General features: G+C 71.9%; 21 protein-coding genes. 3 read left to right on the top strand and 18 right to left on the bottom strand.

Going from position 1 to position 22724, the window contains the following annotated elements:
- Nucleotides 1–145: 145 nt before the first annotated feature.
- On the top strand, nucleotides 146–1375 hold the full coding sequence (locus tag ACGF0D_RS06465; RefSeq protein WP_392874695.1) for a DUF349 domain-containing protein: 1230 nt from the start codon (nucleotides 146–148) through the stop codon (nucleotides 1373–1375).
- 90 nt (nucleotides 1376–1465) lie between these two features.
- Here ACGF0D_RS06465 and ACGF0D_RS06460 read toward each other — a convergent pair whose 3' ends face one another.
- The 16 genes from ACGF0D_RS06460 to pgsA all read right to left on the bottom strand — a co-directional run bounded on the left by ACGF0D_RS06460 (nucleotide 1466) and on the right by pgsA (nucleotide 17316).
- Nucleotides 1466–3952: a RelA/SpoT family protein gene (locus ACGF0D_RS06460; protein WP_392875771.1), complete on the bottom strand. Its 2487-nt coding sequence runs from the start codon at nucleotides 3950–3952 to the stop codon at nucleotides 1466–1468.
- A gap of 120 nt (nucleotides 3953–4072) precedes the next feature.
- Entirely contained in the window at nucleotides 4073–4624 is a 552-nt protein-coding gene (locus tag ACGF0D_RS06455) for an adenine phosphoribosyltransferase (protein WP_392874692.1), read from the bottom strand.
- A 47-nt stretch (nucleotides 4625–4671) separates the two neighbouring features.
- Nucleotides 4672–5775: a protein translocase subunit SecF gene (gene secF / locus ACGF0D_RS06450; RefSeq protein WP_392874689.1), complete on the bottom strand. Its 1104-nt coding sequence runs from the start codon at nucleotides 5773–5775 to the stop codon at nucleotides 4672–4674.
- Between the two features lie 4 nt (nucleotides 5776–5779).
- Complete coding sequence (gene secD, locus ACGF0D_RS06445) at nucleotides 5780–7582, bottom strand: protein translocase subunit SecD (RefSeq protein WP_392914162.1); 1803 nt, start codon at nucleotides 7580–7582, stop codon at nucleotides 5780–5782.
- 146 nt (nucleotides 7583–7728) lie between these two features.
- Nucleotides 7729–8136: a preprotein translocase subunit YajC gene (yajC, locus tag ACGF0D_RS06440; protein WP_392874683.1), complete on the bottom strand. Its 408-nt coding sequence runs from the start codon at nucleotides 8134–8136 to the stop codon at nucleotides 7729–7731.
- A 260-nt stretch (nucleotides 8137–8396) separates the two neighbouring features.
- The gene (gene ruvB, locus ACGF0D_RS06435) at nucleotides 8397–9467 is read right to left on the bottom strand and encodes a Holliday junction branch migration DNA helicase RuvB (RefSeq protein WP_392914161.1); all 1071 of its coding nucleotides are present in this window, start codon (nucleotides 9465–9467) and stop codon (nucleotides 8397–8399) included.
- A 53-nt stretch (nucleotides 9468–9520) separates the two neighbouring features.
- Nucleotides 9521–10132 (bottom strand): Holliday junction branch migration protein RuvA, encoded by a 612-nt coding sequence (gene ruvA, locus ACGF0D_RS06430; RefSeq protein ID WP_392914160.1) that lies wholly within the window; start codon nucleotides 10130–10132, stop codon nucleotides 9521–9523.
- Nucleotides 10129–10680, bottom strand: a complete 552-nt coding sequence (gene ruvC / locus ACGF0D_RS06425) for a crossover junction endodeoxyribonuclease RuvC (protein ID WP_392914207.1) — start codon at nucleotides 10678–10680, stop codon at nucleotides 10129–10131. Before ruvC ends, ruvA begins: the two co-directional genes overlap by 4 nt.
- 156 nt (nucleotides 10681–10836) lie before the next feature.
- Entirely contained in the window at nucleotides 10837–11595 is a 759-nt protein-coding gene (locus tag ACGF0D_RS06420; RefSeq protein ID WP_049651428.1) for a YebC/PmpR family DNA-binding transcriptional regulator, read from the bottom strand.
- A 78-nt stretch (nucleotides 11596–11673) separates the two neighbouring features.
- Nucleotides 11674–12297 carry a pyridoxal 5'-phosphate synthase glutaminase subunit PdxT gene (gene pdxT / locus ACGF0D_RS06415; protein WP_392874674.1) on the bottom strand — a complete coding sequence of 208 codons (624 nt, stop codon included), beginning with the start codon at nucleotides 12295–12297 and terminating at the stop codon, nucleotides 11674–11676.
- Nucleotides 12298–12393: 96 nt separating this feature from the next.
- Nucleotides 12394–13305, bottom strand: coding sequence for a pyridoxal 5'-phosphate synthase lyase subunit PdxS (gene pdxS, locus ACGF0D_RS06410; protein WP_392874671.1), 912 nt, complete (start codon nucleotides 13303–13305; stop codon nucleotides 12394–12396).
- A 129-nt stretch (nucleotides 13306–13434) separates the two neighbouring features.
- Nucleotides 13435–13980, bottom strand: coding sequence for a hypothetical protein (locus tag ACGF0D_RS06405; RefSeq protein ID WP_392874668.1), 546 nt, complete (start codon nucleotides 13978–13980; stop codon nucleotides 13435–13437).
- Between the two features lie 29 nt (nucleotides 13981–14009).
- Complete coding sequence (locus ACGF0D_RS06400) at nucleotides 14010–14378, bottom strand: 5-carboxymethyl-2-hydroxymuconate Delta-isomerase (RefSeq protein WP_392874666.1); 369 nt, start codon at nucleotides 14376–14378, stop codon at nucleotides 14010–14012.
- A gap of 74 nt (nucleotides 14379–14452) precedes the next feature.
- Nucleotides 14453–15637 (bottom strand): glycosyltransferase family 4 protein, encoded by a 1185-nt coding sequence (locus tag ACGF0D_RS06395; protein WP_392874663.1) that lies wholly within the window; start codon nucleotides 15635–15637, stop codon nucleotides 14453–14455.
- Nucleotides 15638–15689: 52 nt separating this feature from the next.
- A complete protein-coding gene (locus tag ACGF0D_RS06390; protein WP_392874660.1) occupies nucleotides 15690–16652 on the bottom strand; it encodes a phosphatidylinositol mannoside acyltransferase in 963 nt (320 codons plus the stop codon).
- Nucleotides 16653–16668: 16 nt separating this feature from the next.
- Nucleotides 16669–17316, bottom strand: coding sequence for a phosphatidylinositol phosphate synthase (pgsA, locus tag ACGF0D_RS06385; RefSeq protein WP_392875765.1), 648 nt, complete (start codon nucleotides 17314–17316; stop codon nucleotides 16669–16671).
- A gap of 290 nt (nucleotides 17317–17606) precedes the next feature.
- On the opposite strand from pgsA, the gene ACGF0D_RS06380 reads away from it, so the two are divergent.
- Nucleotides 17607–19655, top strand: a complete 2049-nt coding sequence (locus ACGF0D_RS06380; RefSeq protein ID WP_392914159.1) for an elongation factor G-like protein EF-G2 — start codon at nucleotides 17607–17609, stop codon at nucleotides 19653–19655.
- Between the two features lie 25 nt (nucleotides 19656–19680).
- Here the strand turns inward: ACGF0D_RS06380 and ACGF0D_RS06375 are convergent, their stop codons facing one another.
- The gene (locus ACGF0D_RS06375; RefSeq protein ID WP_392874654.1) at nucleotides 19681–20106 is read right to left on the bottom strand and encodes a thiol-disulfide oxidoreductase DCC family protein; all 426 of its coding nucleotides are present in this window, start codon (nucleotides 20104–20106) and stop codon (nucleotides 19681–19683) included.
- A 194-nt stretch (nucleotides 20107–20300) separates the two neighbouring features.
- Here ACGF0D_RS06375 and ACGF0D_RS06370 point away from each other — a divergent pair, with 194 nt between their 5' ends.
- Nucleotides 20301–21947, top strand: a complete 1647-nt coding sequence (locus ACGF0D_RS06370) for a hypothetical protein (RefSeq protein WP_392914158.1) — start codon at nucleotides 20301–20303, stop codon at nucleotides 21945–21947.
- 71 nt (nucleotides 21948–22018) lie between these two features.
- On the opposite strand, the gene ACGF0D_RS06365 is transcribed toward ACGF0D_RS06370, so the two are convergent.
- The gene (locus ACGF0D_RS06365; protein ID WP_097238679.1) at nucleotides 22019–22579 is read right to left on the bottom strand and encodes an HIT domain-containing protein; all 561 of its coding nucleotides are present in this window, start codon (nucleotides 22577–22579) and stop codon (nucleotides 22019–22021) included.
- Nucleotides 22580–22724 lie beyond the last annotated feature (145 nt).

Here is a 22724-nt window from a genome sequence, read left to right as displayed (position 1 = left end):
GTGCCCGGACCCGCCTAGCCGTCACCCTCGGCAGCAAGGCACGGCGGACGGGGACGGCGGACTCTTTCGGTCCGTCGCACATCAACTGTGGACGACGGACGCGCGCCGCCCCGGCGCGGGCGCGACGTCATGTGGAGGACGCGCTATGAGCAGCGACCCGTGGGGCCGTGTGGACGAGCAGGGCACGGTCTACGTCAGGACGGCCGACGGTGAACGCGTCGTCGGTTCCTGGCAGGCCGGCTCGCCCGAGGAGGCCCTCGCCTACTTCGAGCGCAAGTACCAGGGCATCGAGGTGGAGATCGGCCTGCTGGAGAAGCGGGTGCGCACCACCGACCTGGCCGCGAAGGACGCCCAGACCGCGCTGGAGCACCTGCGTGCCCAGGTGGTCGAGGGGCACGCGGTCGGCGACCTGGAGGGCCTGGCCAAGCGGCTGGACACGCTCGCCGGTGAGATCGAGAGCCGGCGCGAGGAGCGCAAGGCCGCTCGCGCCAAGGCCCAGGACGAGGCCCGTTCGGCCAAGGAGGCCCTGGTCTCCGAGGCCGAGCAGCTCGCCGAGTCCACCCAGTGGCGGGAGGCCGGGGACCGGCTGCGCGCCCTGGTGGACACCTGGAAGGGCCTGCCGCGGCTGGACCGCAAGAGCGACGACGAGCTGTGGCACCGCTTCTCGCACGCCCGCTCGGTCTTCTCCAAGCACCGCAAGGCGCACTTCGCCACCCTGGACGCCGAGCGCGAGAAGGCCCGGCAGACCAAGGAGTCGCTGGTCGCCGAGGCCGAGGCACTCTCCTCGTCCACGGAGTGGGGCAGCACCGCCGCCTCCTACCGCGACCTGATGGCGCGCTGGAAGGCCGCCGGCCGGGCCCAGCGGGACATCGAGGACGAGCTGTGGGCGCGGTTCCGCGGCGCCCAGGACGTCTTCTTCCAGGCCCGCTCCTCGGTGTTCAGCGAGCGGGACGCCGAGCAGGTGGAGAACCAGAAGCTCAAGGAGACGCTGGCCACCGAGGCCGAGGCGATCCTGCCGATCACCGACCTCAAGGCCGCCAAGGCCGCGCTGCGCGAGGTCAACGAGCGCTGGGAGGCCATCGGCCACGTGCCGCGCGAGGTCCGTCCGAAGCTGGACGGCCGGCTGAACACGGTCGAGCGGGCCATCCGCGAGGCCGAGGAGGCCGAGTGGAAGCGCTCCAACCCGGAGGCCAAGGCCCGCGCGGCCGGCATGGTGGGCCTGTTCCAGGCGAAGGCCGACAAGATCCAGACCGACCTGGACAAGGCCCGCGCGGCCGGCAACTCCTCCAAGGTCGCCAAGCTGGAGTCCGAGCTGGCCGGCGTGCGGACCCTGCTGGACCAGGCGCACAAGAGCCAGGAGGAGTTCAGCGGCTGACCGCCCTGACCCGCCGAACGGCGAAGGCCCCCCGGGAGCACTCCCGGGGGGCCTTCCGCGCTCTTGCCGCCCCAGGACGGGGCGGCACCGCTACTTGCGGGCGGAGGTGACGCGGTAGACGTCGTACACGCCCTCGACGCCGCGCACCGCCTTGAGCACGTGGCCCAGGTGCTTCGGGTCGCCCATCTCGAAGGTGAAGCGGCTCATCGCCACCCGGTCCCGGGAGGTCTGCACCGCCGCCGACAGGATGTTGACGTGCTGGTCGGACAGCACCCGGGTGACGTCCGAGAGCAGCCGGGAGCGGTCCAGCGCCTCGACCTGGATGGCCACCAGGAAGACCGAGGACTGGGTGGCCGCCCACTCGACGTCGATCATGCGCTCCGGCTGCTGGCTCAGCGCGTCCACGTTGACGCAGTCGGCGCGGTGCACCGAGACGCCGTTGCCGCGGGTCACGAAGCCGACGATCGGGTCACCCGGCACCGGGGTGCAGCAGCGGGAGAGCTTGACCCAGACGTCCTCGACGCCCTTGACGATCACACCCGGGTCGCCCTTGGCCCGGCGGCGCACCGCGCGGCGGTTGTCGTGGGTCGGGGTGGCGGTCTCCGCCAGGTCCTCGGTCGCGCCCTCCTCGCCGCCGAGCGCCTGCACCAGCTTCTGCACGATGTTCGGCGCGGCGACGTGGCCCTCGCCGATCGCGGCGTAGAGCGAGGAGATGTCGGGGTAGCGCATCTCGTGGGCCAGGGTGACCAGCGAGTCGCCGGTCAGGATCCGCTGGATCGGCAGGCCCTGCTTGCGCATCGCCCGGACGATCGCCTCCTTGCCGTGCTCGATCGCCTCCTCGCGACGCTCCTTGGAGAACCAGGCGCGGATCTTGTTGCGGGCACGCGGCGACTTGACGAAGCCCAGCCAGTCCCGGGACGGGCCGGCGTTCTCCGCCTTGGAGGTGAACACCTCGACGGTGTCGCCGTTCTCCAGGGTCGACTCCAGCGGCACCAGCCGCCCGTTGACCCGGGCGCCTATCGTCCGGTAGCCGACCTCGGTGTGCACGGCGAAGGCGAAGTCGACCGGGGTGGCCCCGGCCGGCAGGGCTATCACGTCGCCCTTGGGGGTGAAGACGAAGACCTCGTTGCTGGCGAGGTCGAAGCGCAGCGACTCCAGGAACTCGCCCGGGTCGGCGGTCTCCTTCTGCCAGTCCAGCAGCTGCCGCAGCCAGGCCATCTCGTTGACGGCGCCGGCCTTGTCGTCCTTGCGGACCTGGGTCGGGGTGTCGGTACGCACCTTGGACGCCCCGGCCACCGCGCGCTGCTTGTACTTCCAGTGCGCGGCGATGCCGTACTCGGCCCGCCGGTGCATGTCGAAGGTGCGGATCTGCAGCTCGACCGGCTTGCCCCCGGGACCGATCACCGTGGTGTGCAGCGACTGGTACATGTTGAACTTGGGCATCGCGATGTAGTCCTTGAACCGCCCCGGCACCGGGTTCCACCGCGCGTGGATGGTGCCCAGCGCCGCGTAGCAGTCGCGGACGGTGTCGACCAGGACCCGGATGCCCACCAGGTCGTAGATCTCGGCGAAGTCCCGGCCCCGGACGATCATCTTCTGGTAGACCGAGTAGTAGTGCTTCGGCCGGCCGGTGACGGAGGCGGTGATCCGGGCGCCACGCAGGTCCGCCTGGACCTGGTCGATGACGGTCGCCAGGTACTCGTCCCGCTTGGGGGCGCGCTCGGCGACCAGCCGGACGATCTCGTCGTACATCTTGGGGTAGAGGATCGCGAAGGCGAGGTCCTCCAGCTCCCACTTGATGGTGTTCATGCCCAGCCGGTGCGCCAGCGGGGCGTAGATCTCCAGCGTCTCGCGGGCCTTCTTCTCCTGCTTCTCCCGCTTGAGGTAGCGCATCGTGCGCATGTTGTGCAGGCGGTCGGCCAGCTTGATCACCAGGACCCGCGGGTCCTTGGCCATCGCCACGACCATCTTGCGGACGGTCTCGGCCTGCGCGGCCTCGCCGAACTTGACCCGGTCCAGCTTGGTGACGCCGTCCACCAGCAGGGCCACCGAGTCGCCGAAGTCCTTGCGCAGGGTCTCCAGGCCGTAGTCGGTGTCCTCGACGGTGTCGTGCAGCAGCCCGGCCATCAGGGTCGGGGCGTCCATGCCGAGCTCGGCCAGGATCGTCGCCACGGCCAGCGGGTGGGTGATGTACGGGTCGCCGCTCTTGCGCTTCTGCCCGCGGTGCCACTTCTCGGCGACCGCGTACGCCTTCTCGATGTCGCGCAGCAGCGCCGGGTCGGCCTTGGGGTCGTTGGCCCGGATCGAGCGGAACAGCGGCTCCAGGACGGGGTTGAGCACGCTGGAGCGCTGGCCGCCCAGGCGGGCCAGCCGGGCTCGCATGCCGCCGGTGGAGCCGCGGCCGGAGGGGCCGAGCGAACGCGACGAGGTCGGCGCCGGGCGTGCCGGGGTGGCCCCCGAGGGCGTGGGACGGTTTTCGGGGGTGGCCGCTGCGGCCGTGGGCACAACCTCGTCGGGCAAGGACAACTCCTCGGGGCACCGGGGCCGACCCCTGCCGGGACCCGAACGGTCGGGCAGAACCGGGAGGGGATGAATCTTCATGGTACCGAGCCGGGCGCCGGGGTGTTCATCCGGCCGTGCCAGGAAACGGGAGGACGGCGGTCGGATGTTCCGACCGCCGTCCTCCCGAGGTGTCCGTCAGACCGTGACCAGCGTCTCCAGCGGAGCGCCGTCCAGGTGCCCGGCCAGCCGCTCGCGGCCGTCCAGGAAGCCCAGCTCCATCAGCACCACGACGCCCGCCAGCTCGGCCCCGGCCTCCTTCACCAGGTCCAGCGAGGCGCCGATGGTGCCGCCGGTGGCCAGCACGTCGTCCACCACCAGCACCCGCTCACCGGGAGCGAAGGCGTCGCACTGCACCTCCAGCGTCGCCGAGCCGTACTCCAGCTCGTACGAGCGCCGGAACACCTCGCCGGGCAGCTTGCCCTGCTTGCGGATCGGCACGAAGCCGAGGCCGGCCGCGAAGGCCGCCGGAGCCGCCAGCACGAAGCCGCGCGCCTCCAGGCCCACCACCTTGGTCGCACCGAGCTGCTTGGCCCGGTCCGCCAGCGCGCCGGTCAGGGCGCCGAAGGCCTCGGCATCGGCGAGCAGCGGCGCGATGTCCTTGAACAGCACACCCGGCTTCGGGTAGTCCGGGACGTCCCGGATCCGGCTGTTCAGCAGCTCGGCCAGTGCGGTGTCGACGGTGGTCACGGTTCTGTCCTTAACGGTCCGGTGGGGCCCCTGGGTCGTGCCCGGGGTCAGCGCTTGGTGGACGGACGGCCCTTGGCACGGGCGGTGCCGGCCGACCGGCCACGCTGTCCGACCATACCCGCAGGCTGCTCCTCGTCCGTCGGCTCCCCGTCCGCCTCGGCACCGTCCGCGGCCTCGGCCTTGGCGGCCGCGGCGGCCCGGTGCTGCAGGACCCGCTTGCGCAGGGCCTTCATCTCCGGCTGCTCCTCCTTGAGCTGCGCCAGCAGCGGGGTGGCGACGCAGATCGAGGAGTAGGCACCGGCCGCGAGGCCGATGAACAGCGCGAGCGAGATGTCGTTCAGGGTGCCGGCGCCCAGCAGGCCGCCACCGATGAACAGCAGCGCGGCGACCGGCAGCAGCGCCACCACGGTGGTGTTGAGCGAGCGCACCAGGGTCTGGTTGAGGCCGGCGTTGGCGGCCTCGCTGTAGGTGAGCTTGTTCTGCTTGGTGATCCCCTTGGTGTTCTCCTTCACGGTGTCGAAGACGACGACCGTGTCGTAGAGCGAGTAACCGAGGATGGTCAGGAAGCCGATCACCGTACCCGGGGTGACCTCGAAGCCCACCAGGGCGTACACGCCGATGGTGATCAGGAGGTCGTGGATGAGGGCGACCAGGGCGGAGACCGCCATCCGCCACTCGAAGGCGATCGCCAGGTAGACCGTCACCAGGACCATGAAGACGATCAGACCGGTGAGCGCCTTCTGGGAGATCTGCTTGCCCCAGCTGGGGCCGATCACCTGGGCCTCGACGGTGTCCAGCGGCACGCCGAGCTTCTGCGAGAGCTCGGAGCGGATCTCGTCCGAGCTCTTCGACTCCTCGGTGCTGACCTGGATGCGGATCTTGCCGCTGTCGGTCGACTGGACCAGCGGGTGCGTGGAGACGACCCCGTTGGCGGTGTCCTGCGCCTGGGAGACCGTCAGGCCGGGCTTGGACACGGTGTAGACCGAGCCGCCCTTGAACTCGATGCCCAGGTGCAGGCCCATGGCCAGGCCGATCGCCGCGACCAGCACGATCACGCCGGAGATGGAGTACCAGAGCTTACGGCGTCCGACGAAGTCGAAGCTGACTTCGCCCTGGTAGAGCCGGTGGCCCAGGTTGGAGAAGCGTGACACGGTGTCAGGCCTCCTTCACGGCGGCAGAGGAGGGGCTACGGCGACGGCTGCTGCGCAGCGGCGGGCGGGCGCCCAGCCGCTTCGGGTCCAGGCCGGACCACGGGTGGCCGTTCAGGAAGAACTTCCGGCGGGCCAACAGCGTGATCATCGGCTTGGTGAAGAGGAAGATCACCACCACGTCGAGCAGGGTGGTCAGACCCAGGGTGAACGCGAAGCCCTGGACCTTGCCGACCGAGACCACGTAGAGCACGGCGGCACAGAGGAAGGACACGAAGTCCGAGACCAGGATGGTGCGCCGGGCGCGCGGCCAGGCCCGCTGGACCGCCGGGCGCAGCGGGGCGCCCTCGCGGACCTCGTCGCGGATGCGCTCGAAGTACACGATGAAGGAGTCGGCGGTGATGCCGATCGCGACGATCGCACCGCAGACCGCCGGCAGGTTCAGCGCGAAGCCGATCGCGTTGCCGAGCAGGCTCATGATCGAGTAGGTCAGGGCCGCCGAGACGAGCAGACCGGCGATCGAGACCAGGCCGAGGCCGCGGTAGTAGATCAGCGAGTAGGCGACCACCAGGACCATGCCGATCAGGCCGGCGACCAGACCGGCCTTGAGCTGGTCGCTGCCGAGCGCCGGGGAGACGGTGGTGATGTCGCTCTTGGCGAACTCCAGCGGCAGGGCTCCGTAGCTCAGCACGTTGGAGAGGTCCTGTGCCTCGGCCTGGCTGAAGCGGCCGGTGATGACCGCGCTGCCACCCGGGATCGGCCCGTTGACCTGCGGGTGGGAGACCACCTGGTTGTCCAGCACGATGGCGAACTGGTTGGTCGGCGGGGCCTGGGCGGCCAGCTGGCCGGTGACCTTGGCGAAGGCGTCGGTGCCGGTGCCGTTGAACTGCAGCTGGACCTGCCAGCCGGCACCCGTCTGGGTGTCGATGCTGGCCTGGGCCTTGGAGACGTCCGCGCCCTTCACGGCCGCGGGGCCGAGGGCCAGCTTCTCGTAGTAGCCGTTCTCGGCCTTCTGGGAGCAGGCGACGACGGCCTTGTCCTCGGCGCCGGTCTGGGCGGCGCGGACGTCGGGCTTGGAGCAGTCCAGGGCGGCGAAGGCTGCGGCCAGCTCGGGCGGCACGGTGCCCTGGGTCATCGCGTTGCTGATGTCGGCCGGGGTCTGCGGGACGGCCGGGGTGCTCGGGGCGCCGGTGGCGGCCGGGGCCGCGCTGCCGGTGGCGGCGGGGGCTGCACCGGTGGCGGCGGCGGTCGGGCTGGCGCCCTCGGCGGCCAGCGCCTCGCTCGCGGGGCGGCCCTGCTTGGTGGCGCTCGGGGCCGCGGACGGGGCACCGGCGGCGGGGGTGGCGGCCGGCGTGGCGCCCGGGGTGCCGGTGGCGGCCGCGGACGGGGTGCCGGTCGGCTCCGGTGCGGAGATGCCGCTGGGGGCAACGGCCAGGACCGGGCGGAAGAACAGCTTCGCGGTGGTACCCACCTGGTCCGCCGCGTTCTGCCGGTCGCCGCCCTTGGGGATGTTCACGATGATCGTGTCCGAGCCCTGGGTCTGGACCTCCGCCTCGGAGACACCCATGCCGTTGACGCGGCGCTCGATGATCCCGACGGCGATGTCCATGTTGGACTTGGTGAGAGCCTTGGGATCGGACGACTTCGCGGTCAGCGTGATGCTGGTGCCACCGGCGAGATCGATCCCGAGCCGGGGCTTGGTGGTGCCCGTCCCGAACATGAGGGCGACCAGTCCGACGGTGACGACCAGGATGAGGGCCAGCGCCCGCCCTGGGTAGCCGTCGCGCGGGCGCGACTTGGGTGTTGCCACCTTGCTCGTTTCTCCCTGTCCATGCCACTTTCCCGGCCGTACCCCCGGCCGGCGATAGTCGGGACGGGGGTACGGCGGTTCTGCGGCCCTGAGGTCCTGTGGGCTCGCGGCGGATGCCGCGCGGCCGAGCGGGTTGCCCGGCCGTACTACTTGCTCTCGGGAGCCCCGCCCTCGGCATCGCCCTTCGCGGCGCTGTCCTTGGTGAGCGTCAGCGGCTTGTCCTCGACCGGCGCGGCGTCGGCGTCCTCGGCCTCCGGCTCGGGCAGCTCGTCATCGGCGGGGCGGCCGTTGATGATCGCGTCGTACTCCTGGGGGTCCAGGACGGCCGCGACGGCGCTCTTGGTGAAGTGGGTGACCACGCCGGGCGCGATCTCCAGCTCGACGGTCTCCTCGTTGACCGCCTTCACCTGGGCGTACAGGCCACCGATGGTGCGCACCCCCGCCCCGGGCTCCAGCGCCGTCTGCATCTGCTGCTGCTGCTGCTGGCGCTTCTTCTGCGACCGGAACATGAGCACGATCGCGATGATCGGGAGGAGAAGGATGATGAGGTTCACTGCAGCCAGGGTCCTTTACGGGCCGCCGACCGGCGGCCTGTGTGGTATTGGTCGGCCCGTCAGGTGAGAGGGGCGGTCCGGCGGAGTCTAGGCGACCCCGAATCGATCGGACAACGCCAAGCATCGCATCCTGCCGCCGAAAGTGGCGACCCTCCGCCTGCACAGTTTCACCGGACTTCGCTCGGGGCCACTCCCCACGCCACCACGGGAGCACCGGACGGGAACCGACCCGTCGATCTCACCCGTTCAGCCGATGGCGGTCAACCTTCGTCGGCGGGGAACAGCTCCGACTGCGCCGGAACACCTCTGCGAGTGGCCTGGACCGGCGGAGTCAGGCCGAGGTGCTGCCAGGCGGCCGCGGTGGCGATCCGACCGCGCGGAGTGCGGGCGAGCAGGCCCTCGCGGACCAGGAAGGGCTCGGCGACCTCCTCGACCGTCTCGGACTCCTCCCCCACGGCGACGGCGAGTGTCGACAAACCGACCGGACCGCCGCCGAACAGCCGCAGCAGCGCGTCCAGCACCGCGCGGTCCAGCCGGTCCAGCCCGCGGGCGTCCACCTCGTAGACGTCCAGCGCCTGGGCGGCGATCTCGGCGTTGACCAGGCCGTCGTGCCGGACCTGGGAGTAGTCGCGGACCCGGCGCAGCAGCCGGTTGGCGATGCGCGGGGTGCCCCGCGAGCGCCCGGCGATCTCGGCCGCACCGGCCGGGTCTATCTCCACGTCCAGCAGCGTGGCCGAGCGGTGCACCACCCGCTGGAGCTCGGCCGGGGCGTAGAACTCCATGTGCCCGGTGAAGCCGAAGCGGTCGCGCAGCGGCGGCGGCAGCAGGCCGGCCCTGGTGGTGGCGCCGACCAGGGTGAAGGGCGGCAGCTCCAGCGGGATGGCGGTGGCGCCCGGCCCCTTGCCGACGATCACGTCGACCCGGAAGTCCTCCATCGCCATGTAGAGCATCTCCTCGGCCGGCCGGGACATCCGGTGGATCTCGTCGAGGAAGAGCACCTCGCCCTCGGTGAGCGAGGAGAGGATCGCCGCGAGGTCCCCCGCGTGCTGGATGGCCGGGCCGGAGGTGATCCGGATAGGGGCGCCCAGCTCGGCGGCGATGATCATGGACAGAGTGGTCTTGCCGAGCCCGGGCGGGCCGCTCAGCAGCACGTGGTCGGGCGCGCTGCCGCGCTTGCGGGCGGCCTGGAGCACCAGCGACAGCTGCTCGCGCACCCGCTCCTGGCCGATGAACTCGTCCAGCAGCTTGGGGCGCAGCGCCGCCTCCACCGCCTGGTCCTCGCCGTCGGCGGCGGCCGTGACCAGCCGGTCGGCGGGTTCCGAGTCGTACATCCTCGCGGGCTCCAGAGTCTCCAGTGTCGACAAACGGACAGATCGTCAGGTGATCAGCGGGCGCGGTTGAGGCCGCGCAGGGCGAGCCTGAGCAGGGCTCCGACGTCCGGCGTCGGCTGCGCCTCGGCCTCCGGGGTGACGGCGGCGACCGCCTCGTCCGCCTCGCGCGGGGCGTAGCCGAGGCCGGTCAGCGCGGAGTGCAGCTGCTCGCTCCACGGCGCCGGACCAACGGCGATCGGCTTCTGGGCGGGGACGGCGCCGTGCGGGGCGCCGAGCTTGTCCTTGTACTCCAGCAGCAGCTTGGCCGCCTTGGCCTTGCCGATGCCCGGCACGGCGACCAGCGCCTTCTCGTCGCCGCCCGCGATCGCGGCGCGCAGCGCGTCGGGGCTGTGCACGCCGAGGATCGCCTGCGCCAGCTTGGGGCCGACGCCGGGCGCCGCCTGGAGGATCTCGAACACGGCGCGCTCGTCGTCGTCCGCGAAGCCGAACAGGGTCAGCGAGTCCTCCCGGACCACCAGCGAGGTGGCCAGCCGGACCGGCTCGCCCAGCCGCAGCCCGGCCAGGGTGTTCGGGGTGCACTGTACGGCCATGCCGACGCCGCCCACCTCGACGACCGCGATCCCGGAGGAGACGGCCGCCACGGGCCCTTGCACGAAGGCGATCATCGGACGGTGCCTTTCGGAGGAGTGGAGCGGGTGGTGGTGCGGGCGGCCCGGACCGCGGCCTCCAGTCGGTTGCTCGCCCCGCCGCGCCAGATGTGGCAGATGGCCAGCGCCAGCGCGTCGGCGGCGTCGGCGGGCTTGGGCGGCGCGTCCAGCCGCAGCAGGCGCTGCACCATGGCGGTGACCTGCGCCTTGTCGGCCCGGCCCGAGCCGGTGACGGCGGCCTTGACCTCACTGGGGGTGTGCAGGGTGACGGGTATGCCGCGCCGGGTGGCGCAGAGCATCGCGACCGCACTGGCCTGGGCGGTGCCCATCACGGTGCGGACGTTGTGCTGGGCGAAGACCCGCTCGACGGCGACCAGGTCCGGCCGGTGCTCGTCCAGCCAGGCCTCCAGGCCCTGCTCCACCAGGAGCAGCCGCTGCCCGATCTCCGCCTCGGCGGGGGTGCGCACCACGCCGACCCCGGCCATCCGCAACGGCCGGCCCGGCGCGCCCTCGACCACGCCGACTCCGCACCTGGTCAGCCCCGGGTCCACGCCCAGTACCCGCACCACTCGCTCCGACTCCCTGCCACTCGCCACTCGAAGGACCCCCGCAGGCTACCGCCCGGGTCCGACAACCCGACCGACGACACCGGCCCGGTGGTCCAGGGACCACCGGGCCGGGCAGTGAGAACGGTCACTCGCCGTCGATCGATCGATGCCGTGTCACTCGGCGTCGAGCTGCGCACCGACCTCGTCGGAGATGTCGAAGTTGGCGAAGACGTTCTGCACGTCGTCGCTGTCCTCGAGCGCGTCGATCAGCTTCAGGATCTTGCGGGCGCCGTCGACGTCCAGCTCGACCTGCATGCTGGGCAGGAAGTTCGCCTCGGCCGAGTCGTAGTCGACGCCGGCGTCGACCAGCGCGGTGCGCACGGCGACCATCTTCGAGGCCTCGGAGACGATCTCGAACGAGTCGCCGAGGTCGTTGATCTCCTCGGGCTCCTGGTCCAGGACGACCTCGAACAGCTTGTCCTCGTCCACGCCGTCGGCCTTGGGGACGATGACGACACCCTTGCGGGTGAACAGGTACGACACCGAGCCCGGGTCGGCCATCGAGCCGCCGTTGCGGGTCATCGCGACGCGCACGTCGGAGGCGGCGCGGTTGCGGTTGTCGGTGAGGCACTCGATCAGGACCGCGACGCCGTTCGGGCCGTAGCCCTCGTACATGATGGTCTGGTAGTCGGCGCCGCCGGCCTCCAGGCCGCCACCACGCTTGACGGCGCGGTTGATGTTGTCGATCGGGACCGAGCTCTTCTTCGCCTTCTGGATGGCGTCGTAGAGCGTCGGGTTGCCCGCCGGGTCGGGACCGCCGGTGCGCGCCGCCACCTCGATGTTCTTGATCATCTTGGCGAAGAGCTTGCCGCGCTTGGCGTCGATCACGGCCTTCTTGTGCTTGGTGGTAGCCCACTTAGAGTGGCCGGACATCGCCAGCTCCTTTACGTCGCCAAAGGGAAATGAACAGATGAGATCTTACCGGTGTCGCCACCGGTGAGACGCACACGGTCAGCGCGCGGCCGCGGAGAGGTGCTCCTCGACCATCCGCACGAAGTACGCGTGCACCCGGTGGTCGCCGGTCAGCTCCGGGTGGAAGGAGGTGGCCAGCAGGTTGCCCTGGCGGACCGCCACGATCCGGCTGTCCGGGCCGTCCGCGGCGGGCAGCTCTGCCAGGACCCTGACGCCCGCGCCGACCGACTCGACCCAGGGGGCGCGGATGAAGACGCCGTGCACCGGCGCGTCGTCCAGGCCGGCGAAGTCGATCCCGGACTCGAAGGACTCGTTCTGACGGCCGAAGGCGTTGCGGCGCACCGTCATGTCGATGCCACCGACGGTCTCCTGGTCCTCGCGGCCGTCCAGGATCTTGTCCGCCAGCATGATCATGCCCGCGCAGGTGCCGTAGACCGGCATCCCGGCGGCGACCCGCTCGCGCAGCGGCTCCATCACGCCGAACAGCAGGGCCAGCTTCGACATGGTGGTGGACTCCCCGCCGGGGATCACCAGCGCGTCGACCTCGGCCAGCTCCTCGGCGCGACGCACCGGACGGGCGAGCGCGTCGGCCTCGGCCAGCGCCACCAGGTGCTCGCGGACGTCGCCCTGGAGGGCGAGGACGCCGATGACAGGAGTGCTCACGGTCTTCAACCTCTATCGATCGTTACGACGGACTACGTGGCGCGGCCCGCCGCGCGCCGAGGCGCTGCGGCGGCCCGGCCCGGAAACTGCGGGTGACTACCAGCCGCGGTTGGCGTAGCGCTCGGTCTCCGGCAGGGTGTCGCAGTTGATGCCGACCATGGCCTCGCCCAGGTTGCGGGAGGCGTCCGCGATGACCTTCGGGTCGTCGAAGAAGGTGGTGGCCTTGACGATGGCGGCGGCACGCTTGGCCGGGTCGCCCGACTTGAAGATGCCGGAGCCGACGAAGACGCCCTCGGCGCCCAGCTGGCGCATCAGCGCGGCGTCGGCCGGGGTGGCCACGCCACCGGCGGAGAACAGCACGACCGGCAGCTTGCCGAGCTCGGCGACCTCCTTGACCAGCTCGTACGGGGCGCGCAGCTCCTTGGCGGCGGCGTACAGCTCGTTGTTGTCCAGGGCGCGCAGGTGGCCGATCTCGTTCTTGATCTGGCGCAGGTGGCGGACGGCCTCGACGACGTTGCCGGTGCCGGCCTCGCCCTTCGAGCGGATCATGGCCGCGCCCTCGGCGATGCGGCGCAGGGCCTCGCCCAGGTTGGTGGCGCCGCAGACGAAGGGGGTGGTGAACGCGAACTTGTCCGAGTGGTTGACCTCGTCGGCCGGGGTCAGGACCTCGGACTCGTCGATGTAGTCGACGCCCAGCGACTGGAGCACCTGCGCCTCGACGAAGTGGCCGATGCGGGACTTGGCCATCACCGGGATGGAGACCGCCGCGATGATCTCCTCGATCATGTTCGGGTCGGACATGCGAGCCACGCCGCCGTCCTTGCGGATGTCCGCCGGGACCCGCTCCAGGGCCATGACGGCGACCGCGCCGGCGTCCTCGGCGATCTTGGCCTGCTCGGCGTTGACCACGTCCATGATCACACCGCCCTTGAGCTGCTCGGCCATGCCGCGCTTCACGCGGGCGGTGCCGATCTGCGGCTGGTCTGCGGTGGTGGGGGTGGTGGACACGTGAGACCTCACTCGAAGATGAATCAGTGCTATCGCCCTATGGTAGGCAGAACGGGTGACGCCTCCATGCGCCACCAAGTCCAGCCAGGACGACGGGACACGACAATCAGGCCGTATCCGGGGGACACCCTAAGCGGGCGCTCCTTCGGGCGTGAGAGCGGGCGGCGGGGCGTCGTCCATCTCGAACGCCAGCGGGAACGGCGCCTTCCCCGCCAGCCGGAAGTACCGCACCAGACGGTGCTCGCGCACCGCCCGCGCCGCCCGCACCGCGTCGTTGTGGAACCGACGGGCCATCGGCACCCGCCGCACCGCGGCCGTCAGGTCACGAACCGCGTCCTCACCGCCCGGCTCGGCCACCAGCGCCGCCATCTGCTCCGGCTCCTCGAACACCGCCCGCAGCGCCAGACTCAACTGGCTCTCCGCCACCTCGCGCTGCTCGTCCTCGGCCTGCCGGGCCGCGTGCGCCGCGTCCAGCAGCAGCAGCGAGGCCGCCGGATCCAGCAGCGAGGACGTCGCCAGCTCCATCGCCACCGACGCCCGGCGCACCAGCTGCGCGTCCAGCGCCGCCCGCGCGGCGTCGATCCGGGCGTGCAACCGGTCCAGCCGACCGGCCGTCCAACTCAGGTACATGCCGAACAGCACCACGGCCACGCCGGCCCAGATCCAGGTAGTCACGGGCCGCTACGTTACCGGGTGTCACCGGTTCAGCCCCGGGCGGTCGCGTTCCGGTAGCTCTCACGGTCGATGTCCGCGATGTTCACCGCCGTGAACAGCCGGGTGCCCGGCTTCGGCCGGACGTACTGCGCCAACAGCGCCAGCACGCCCTCGCTCAGCGCGGCCTTCGCCTCCGGCGTACGGCCGGGGAAGATCTGGAACTCCACGAACACCTGGGTGTCGGCGGCCGCCCCGCTGGTGCCCACCACCAGCACCTCGCTCTGCCGGAACACCGTCTTGCAGGACTCCGGCTTCGCGTCGATCGTCGCCTCCGCCAGCCGGTTGATCGCCAGGCCCAGGCCCCGGCGGTCGAAGGTGCCGGCCAGGTCGGCCGAGTAGTCGACGGAGATCTGCGGCATCGTCGCCCCCGTGGATCGCAGTGGTACGGACGCCCGACCCTAACCCCACCGACACCCGGACCCGCCCGCGGGGATCAGTCCCGCGCCAGCCCGAACCGGCCGCGCCGACCGCTGCGCACGTCCTCCTCGACCACCGCCGCCTCGCCGGCCGTCACCGTCTCGTACACCGCCAGGATGTCCGCGCCCACCGTCGACCAGTCGAACCGTCGCACGTGCCGCGACGCCGCCTCCCGCAGCTCCTCCAGCCGCGCCGGATCACCCAGCAGCCGCAGCGCCATACGGGCCAGCGCGTCCGCGTCCTCCACCGGGAACAGCTCCCCCGCGTCCCCGCCGTCCAGCACCTGCTTGAACGCGTCCAGGTCGCTCGCCAGCACCGGCGCGCCCGCCGACATCGCCTCGACCAGGATGATCCCGAAGCTCTCGCCACCGGTGTTCGGTGCCACGTACAGGTCCACGCTGCGCAGCAGCCGCGCCTTGTCCCGGTCGCTCACCATGCCGAGGAACTCCACCTGCGCGCGCACCTCGGGCGCCAGGCCCGCGACGGCCTCCTCCTCGTCGCCCTTGCCCGCCACCAGCAGCCGCACCCCCGGCCGCTCCGCCAGGATCCTCGGCAGCGCCGCCAGCAGCGTCGGCAGGCCCTTGCGCGGCTCGTTGATCCGGCCGATGAAGCCGATCGTGCCCGGCTCCCCCTTCGCCGCGCCGCCAGTCCAGCGCTCGTCCGGCTCCGCCTGCGCGAAGAAACCCACGTCCACGCCGTTCGGGATCACCACCGCGTCCCCGCCCAGGTGCTCCACCAGCGTCCGCCGGGCGTACTCCGACACCGCGATCCGGGCCCGCATCTTCTCCAGCCCCGGCTGGAGGATCGGCGAGGCCGCGATCATCACCCGCGACCGCGGATTGGACGTGTGGAACGTCCCCACCATCGGCCCGGTCGCCGACCACGCGGCCAGCATCGACAGGCTCGGCGCGGCCGGCTCGTGCACGTGCAGGATGTCGAACCGCCCGTCGTGCAGCCAGCGCCGCACCCGCGCCGCCGACAGGATCCCGAAGCTCAGCCGCGCCACCGACCCGTTGTACGGCACCGCCACCGACCGCCCCGCCGGGACCACGTACGGCGGCAGCGCCTCGTCGTCCTCGGCCGGCGCCAGCACCGACACCTCGTGCCCCAGACCGATCAGGTGCTCGGCCAGGTCCCGGATGTGGAACTGCACCCCACCGGGGACGTCCCAGTCGTACGGGCAGACGATGCCGATCTTCACGGGTTCCTCAAGCTCCTTCGGACAGTCGTGCGGGCGGGGACGGCGGGACGGCTCAGGACCCGGAGGCCTCGGCCGCGGGCTCCGCGGCCGCCTCCACCCGCTCCACGGGCGCCGCCTTCACCGTCTCACGGACCGGCAGATCGGCCAGCCAGAACTTCTGCAGCATGTGCCAGTCCTGCGGGTGCTCGCGGATGCCCCGCTCCCACACCTGCGCCATCGCCTGGGTCATCGCCAGGGTGCGCTCCTTGCGGTCGCCCTCCTCGGGCACCGGCACCTCCGGGTGGATCCGCGCCCGCAGCACCGGGCCGTCGTACCAGAGCGTCGCCGGCAGCAGCGCCGCCCCGGTCCGCTGGCACAGCGCCGCGGGACCGGCCGGCATCCGGGTCTCCTCACCGAAGAACGACACCCCGATGCCCGCCTCCGACAGGTCCCGGTCCCCCACCAGGCAGACCAGCCCGCCCTCGCGCAGCCGCCGCGCCAGGGTCCCGATCACGTTCACCGAACCACCGGTCAGCGCCAGGACCTCCATGCCCAGGCCCTCCCGGAACGCCACGAACCGGTCGAACAGCCGCTCCGGCTTCAACCGCTCCGCGACCGTGGTGAACGGATAGCCCTGCTGCGCCACCCAGGCGCCCGCGAGGTCCCAGTTGCCCATGTGCGGCAGCGCTATCAGCGCGCCCCGCCCGGCCTCCAGCTGCGCCCGCAGGTGCTCGAAGCCCTCCACCTGGACGTCCCTGGCCACCCGCTCCCGGCTCCACACCGGCAGCCGGAACGACTCCATCCAGTACCGCAGGTACGAGCGCATCCCCGCCCGGGACAGCTCCCGCAGCGCGGCCTCCTCCACCCCGGGACGGACCCGGCGCAGATTCGCCTCCAACTGCAGCACCCGCTTGCCGCGCCTGCGCCACGCGTAGTCCGCCAGCCGGTCGAACAGCCACCGGGCCACCCGCTCCGGCAGGTGCTTCAACAGCCCCCACCCCAGCGCGTACGCCCAGTACACCAGTCGGTCCGTCACCGCAGGACTCCCCCCATCAGCTCCCGGCCGCCGCTCGGTCGGCCTCGAACGCCTCCCGGCGCACGGTCAGCATCCGCTGGAACACCGTCACCAGGCTGCCCGCCGCCACCAGCCACAGCGCCACCGGCAGCAGCCACTCCACGTACGGCACACCGAACTTGTGCAGACCCGCGACCCCGGCCGCCACCAGGCTGGCCACCAGCCGCTCGGCCCGCTCCACCAGCCCGGACACGTCACACGGCAGGCCCTGGCTCTCCGCCCGCGCCTTCGTGTACGACACCACCAGACCGCTCGCCAGGCAGAAGATCGCCACCGCGCAGAGCAGGTCGTCGTCACCCTTGCCCGCGTACCACATCGCCAGACCGCCGAAGATCGCCGCGTCCGCGACCCGGTCCAGGGTGGAGTCGAGGAACGCCCCCCACTTCGTGCTCCGGCCCAGCTGGCGGGCCATGTTCCCGTCCACCAGGTCCGAGAAGATGAACAGCGTGATCGTGATGGTGCCCCAGAAGAACTCCCCACGCGGGAAGAACACCAGCGCACCGGCCACCGAACCGGCGGTACCGATCAGCGTCACGGCGTCCGGGCTCACGCCCAGGCGGATCAGGAACGCGGCGAACGGGGTCAGGACACGTGTGAAGAAGCCACGCGCGTATTTGTTGAGCATGGCCTTCCCAGCCGCTCCGATCTCCCAGATACCCGCCTTGCGCAGCACGCGCGGCAGACGGGCCGGGCGGATCAGCCCGTCCGGCGCACCCATCGTAGCCACGCCGAGGACACGCTCCGGCGCACGCACCGCCGGACGCCGCCCCCGCCCACCGTACGCACACGTCCGATCACCGGCCGGCCGTACGGCACCCGACCACCCGCACCCGACCGGCCGTACGGCACGCGCCACCGGCGACACCCGCCCCTAGACTGCGAAGGACAGCCTCGGCGCCACGGGAGGAGACCCCGATGCCCGACCGCAGCACGGCACGAGCCGGCCAGGCACCCGCCGTCAGCGGCCCGAAGGACCTGCGCAACGTCGTCCTCATCGGCCCCAGTGGTGTGGGCAAGACCACCCTCGCCGAATCCCTCGCGCTCGCCGCCGGCGCCACCGGCCGTGTCGGCCGCGTCACCGACGGCACCACCGTCTCCGACCACGAGGACATCGAGCATCAGCAGCAGCGCTCCGTCCAGCTCTCGCTCCTCCCCCTCGAGTGGAAGGGCGTCAAGATCAACCTGATCGACCCGCCCGGCCACCCCGACTTCACCGCCGACCTGCGCGCCGCCCTGCACGCCGCCGACGCCGCCGTCTTCGTCGTCTCCGCCACCGACCCGGTCACCGCCCCCACCCGCGCCCTGTGGCGCGAATGCGCCGCCGAGGGCATCCCCCGCGCCATCGCCGTCGCCAAACTCGACCTCGCCCGCACCGGCTTCGACGACATCCTCACCGCCTGCCACGACGCCTTCGAGCTGGGCCCCGACACCCTCCGCCCGCTCTTCCTGCCCGTCCACCACGACGGACACCCCGACGGCAGCGTCGACCTCCTCACCGGCGACACCTACGGCGCCGCCGACCCCCTGCCCGACACCGCCCCCGCCCACGACAGCCTCGTCGAAGCCATCTCCGGCCAGGACGACACCCTCATGGAGCGCTACCTCTCCGGCGACCCCCTCGACACCGACTCCCTCGAGGCCGGCCTGCGCCGCGAAGTCCTCTCCTGCGCCCTCCACCCCGCCGTCCCCACCAGCGAGAACGGACTCGGCGCCGCCGAACTCCTCGATCTCATCGCCCACACCTTCCCCGACCCCACCGAACGCACCCGCCCCGCCCCCGCGTGCGACCCCGACGCCCCGCTCGCCGCCCAGGTCGTCCGCGTCACCGGCGACGCCTACGTCGGCCGGATCAGCCTGCTGCGCCTCTACGCCGGCACCCTGCGCCCCGACACCAGGATCCACCTCGTCGGCCCCGCCCACACCGCCGACCAGGACGGCGACGAACGGGTCACCGCCCTCACCAGCCCCTTCGGCAAACTCCAGCGCCCCGTCCCGCACGCCGTCGCCGGCGACCTCGTCTGCGCCGCCAAACTCACCACCGCCCGCGCCGGCGACACCGTCCACGACCCCGGCCACCCCGTCGACCTCGAGGGCTGGAGCGTCCCCGAGCCGCTGCTCCCGATCGCCATCGAAGCCCACAGCAAGGCCGACGACGACAAGCTCTCCCAGGCCCTCGCCCGCCTCACCGCCGAAGACCCGGCGCTACGCCTGGAACAGAACCCCGACACCCACCAGCTCGTCCTCTGGTGCACCGGCGAGGCCCACGCCGACGTCGTCCTCGACCGCCTCCGCACCCGCCACGGCGTCCACGTCGACACCGTCGAGCCCAAGGTCGCCCTGCGCGAGACCTTCGGCACCGCCGCCGCCGGTCACGGCCGCCTGGTCAAGCAGTCCGGCGGCCACGGCCAGTACGCCATCTGCGACCTCGAGGTCGAACCCCTCCCGGCCGGCTCCGGCTTCGAGTTCCAGGAACACGTCGTCGGCGGCGCCGTCCCCAAGCACTTCATCCCCTCCGTCGAGAAGGGCGTCCGCGCCCAGCTCGCCAAGGGCGTCACCACCGGCTACCCGCTCGTCGACGTCCGGATCACCCTCACCGACGGCAAGGCCCACTCCGTCGACTCCTCCGACGCGTCCTTCCAGAACGCCGCCGCCCTCGCCCTGCGCGACGCCGCCGAGCACGCCGTCATCCGCCTGCTCGAACCCGTCGCCGCCGTCAGCGTCCTGCTGCCCGACGACTACCTCGGCGCCGTCCTCGGCGACCTCTCCGCCCGGCGCGGCCGCGTCCTCGGCACCGAGACCGGCGGCACCGGACTCACCCTGCTGCGCGCCGAGGTCCCCGAACTCGAACTCGTCCGCTACCCGGTCGACCTGCGCTCGCTCACCCACGGCACCGCCGAGTTCTCCCGCGCCTACCTGCGCCACGAACCCATGCCCGCCGCCCTGGCCGAGCGCTACACCGACTGACGACCGCCCCCGCGGTCCGACGGCCCTACGGCTGGGCGGGCTTCCGGACCGGCAGCGCGCAGGCCGCCGTACCCCCCGGCATCCGGTGCCGGTTGCGCGCCACCCAGCGGTACGCCAGGCCCGCCAGCGGCCGCACCGGCGCCGCCGTCAACACGGCGCCCAGATACGCCCACGCCCCGCCGGAGCGCATCAGCAGCCGCGCAACCGCCTGCGCGCCCCCGTACACCCGGCCGGTCGGCGTCACCCAGAGCACCTCGCGCTCCGCCCGCTCGGCCGACACCTCGCCCCGGCCGCCGGCGAGCCCGTCCAGCCCCGCCAGGTCCGCGAACTGGAACGGCACCGCCGCCCAGCCCCCCGAGGCCAGCGTCTGCCGCAGGTACCGCTCCGCCCAGCGCACGCAGGACGAACAGAACGAACAGTCCCCGTCGAAGACCAGCACCGGATCCTTCACGGCCGTTCCCCTTCCCTTGCTCCACCGTCCATCCTGCCCCACCGCCACCAGGAGCACCCCGGCGGGTATCGACCCGCCCGAAGCTGGGCATCATGCCCCTCAGGCCTCCGGTGACGGCACTTCAGACGATCATCCGCGCGGGGGTGCCACGGCACGGTAACCTGCCGCTGACAAGGGGAGGAGGGGACGCCACCGTGACCACACTCGACATGACCCCGGGTGCGCAGATACCCCGGACCGACGCCGGCCCGCAGACAGCCATCACCCAGGGACTCTCCTCGACCGCCTACCGCGACGGCGAGATCGGCGCCTTCGTCGGCGCCGTCACCGACGCCAAGGAGAAGAAGGGCCGCTTCGCGCTCTTCCGCCCCAACCTCGGCGAGGCCTTCAGCAAAGCGCTGATCTCCCGCGCCCTGGGCGGCGGCCGCAAACCCCTCGTCCCGGCCTTCGGAGTCGACACCCGCCAGGTCGTCGAACACTGCCTGGCCGCCGAGGAACTGCGCAACACCCGCGACCGGCAGCTCAGCACCGTCTCCGTCGTCACCGGCGTGCTCTTCCTCCCCGGCACCCTGATCTGGCTCGGCGCCTTCCAGCTCCGCGCCTGGCTCAAGCGGGACAACCCGAAGAACGCGGCCGTCTACGGCGGCATCGTGCTCGCCGCGACCGCCGCCCTCGCCGTCCTGCTCCTGCTGCGCCCACCGGCCGCCGGCTACCTCGGCATCTACCTGCGCGTCACCATGCTCGCGCCGGTCATCGGCTGGTACCTCGCCCGCCGGATCGTCGAGCGCTCCGCCAAGGACCTGCGCTCCCGCTGGCAGTCGCTGGTCGAGGGCAGCGTGGTGGCCGCCTCCGTCGCCAAGGCCGTCCCCCGCGACGACCTCGACAAGAAGGCCACCGACCTGCGCGACAAGCTCGGCCGCCTGGACGCCGAGCAGGAGACCAACATCCACCACTACGCCGGCCCCAGGGGCATCCTCGGTGCCGGCCGCCGCTGGGGCGAGTGGCGCCTCGCCGACACCCTCCACCCCGCCGACGGCCACGCCGACTTCCGCGCCTTCCACCCCTGGGACCTGGTCCGCCGGATCTCCTCCCACCTCAAGGGCCTCGGCATCAGCCACGTCGCCAACAGCGGCATGCCCAACGTCGCCATCAAGCAGTGGGTGGTCTTCGACATCGGCGAGGGCGCCGACGAGATCAGCCGCCCCGGCAACGCCGACATGGACGGCGACCGGATGCGCGACTTCGCCGTGCAGAGCGTCGCCGACAAGCAGACCTTCTCCGGCGGCCCCCGGCACTACCTCGCCACCCAGTTCATCACCCACGACGGCAAGCTGGTCCTCACCTTCACCGTCACCGTCACCCTGCTCGCCAACGTCCTCAACATCACGGTGTCCGGCTACGCGCTCGGCCCGGTCAAGGGCGTCTTCTTCGACAAGCCCAAGGACAAGGAGAAGTCGGTCGCCAAGACCGTGAAGTTCTGGGAGGAGCGCACCGTCAAGCTCCCCCTGATCGACAACGACGAGGTCGTCCGCCAGGCCGTCCGCGCCCCGTTCTACCGGATGCCCGGCCTGCTCGGCTGGCTCGGCGGCGGGCTCGGGCTGCCCGAGCCCTTCGGGCTGCGGCACATCTGGGCCGGCCGGGCCTGGGAGAACCGCTCCATGGTCGACAACGCCCAGAACGCCTCCGTCCCGGTGCTCGCCGCAGTCCACGCGGCCACGCTGGAGTTCCTGGAGGAGCACGACCTGGACGCCGACCGCTTCTTCAAGAACCGCACCTCGATCATCAAGGCCGAGGCGCAGAGCCCCCGCCCGTACGACGTGGACACCTTCAACGCCGGCTGACCCGGCGCGGAGCACGCGAGAGGGCCCCACCGAGCATCCCGGTGGGGCCCTCTCGCACGCGTCGCCAGAGCTCAGCCCTGCGGCCAGACCTCGGCCAGCATCTTCCGGGTGTCCGCCAGCAGCTGCGGCAGCACCTTGGTGTGGCCGACCACCGGCATGAAGTTGGTGTCCCCGCCCCAGCGCGGCACCACGTGCTGGTGCAGGTGCGCCGCGATCCCGGCCCCGGCCGCCGCGCCCTGGTTCATCCCGATGTTGAACCCGTGCGCCCCGGAGGCCGCCCGCAGCGCCGTCATCGCCTTCTTGGTGAAGTCCGCCAGCTCGGCCGTCTCGGCCTCGTCCAGGTCGGTGTAGTCGGCCACGTGGCGGTACGGGACCACCATCAGGTGCCCGCCGTTGTACGGGTACAGGTTCAGCACCGCGAACACGGCGCTCCCCCGGGCGATGACCAGGCCGTCCTCGTCGCTCAGCGACGGAATCGAGCAGAACGGGCAACCGTCGTCCGGAGCCGGGCCGGTGGGCTTGTTCTCACCCTGGATGTAGGCCATCCGATGGGGGGTCCACAGGCGGCGGAAGCCGTCCGGCTCACCGACGCCCCGCTGCAGTTCCGGCTCAGTCGTCATGCTGATCAGCATATTCGCCCGACGGTGCTTGCAAAGCCGCGCGGGGCAGACTCTTCGAGAGCCTGCCCCGCGCGGTACCCGCCAGGGCGGGGCCTACAACTTCTGCCCCAGCTTGATCATCTCGTGCATAGGGCCACCCCCGCTTGTGCGGGGCCTA

This window comes from Kitasatospora sp. NPDC048298 (genome assembly GCF_043201465.1).
GTDB lineage: Bacteria > Actinomycetota > Actinomycetes > Streptomycetales > Streptomycetaceae > Kitasatospora.
The sequence above is the reverse complement of the archived record's forward strand: the minus strand, read 5'-3'. Positions and strand labels throughout refer to the sequence as shown.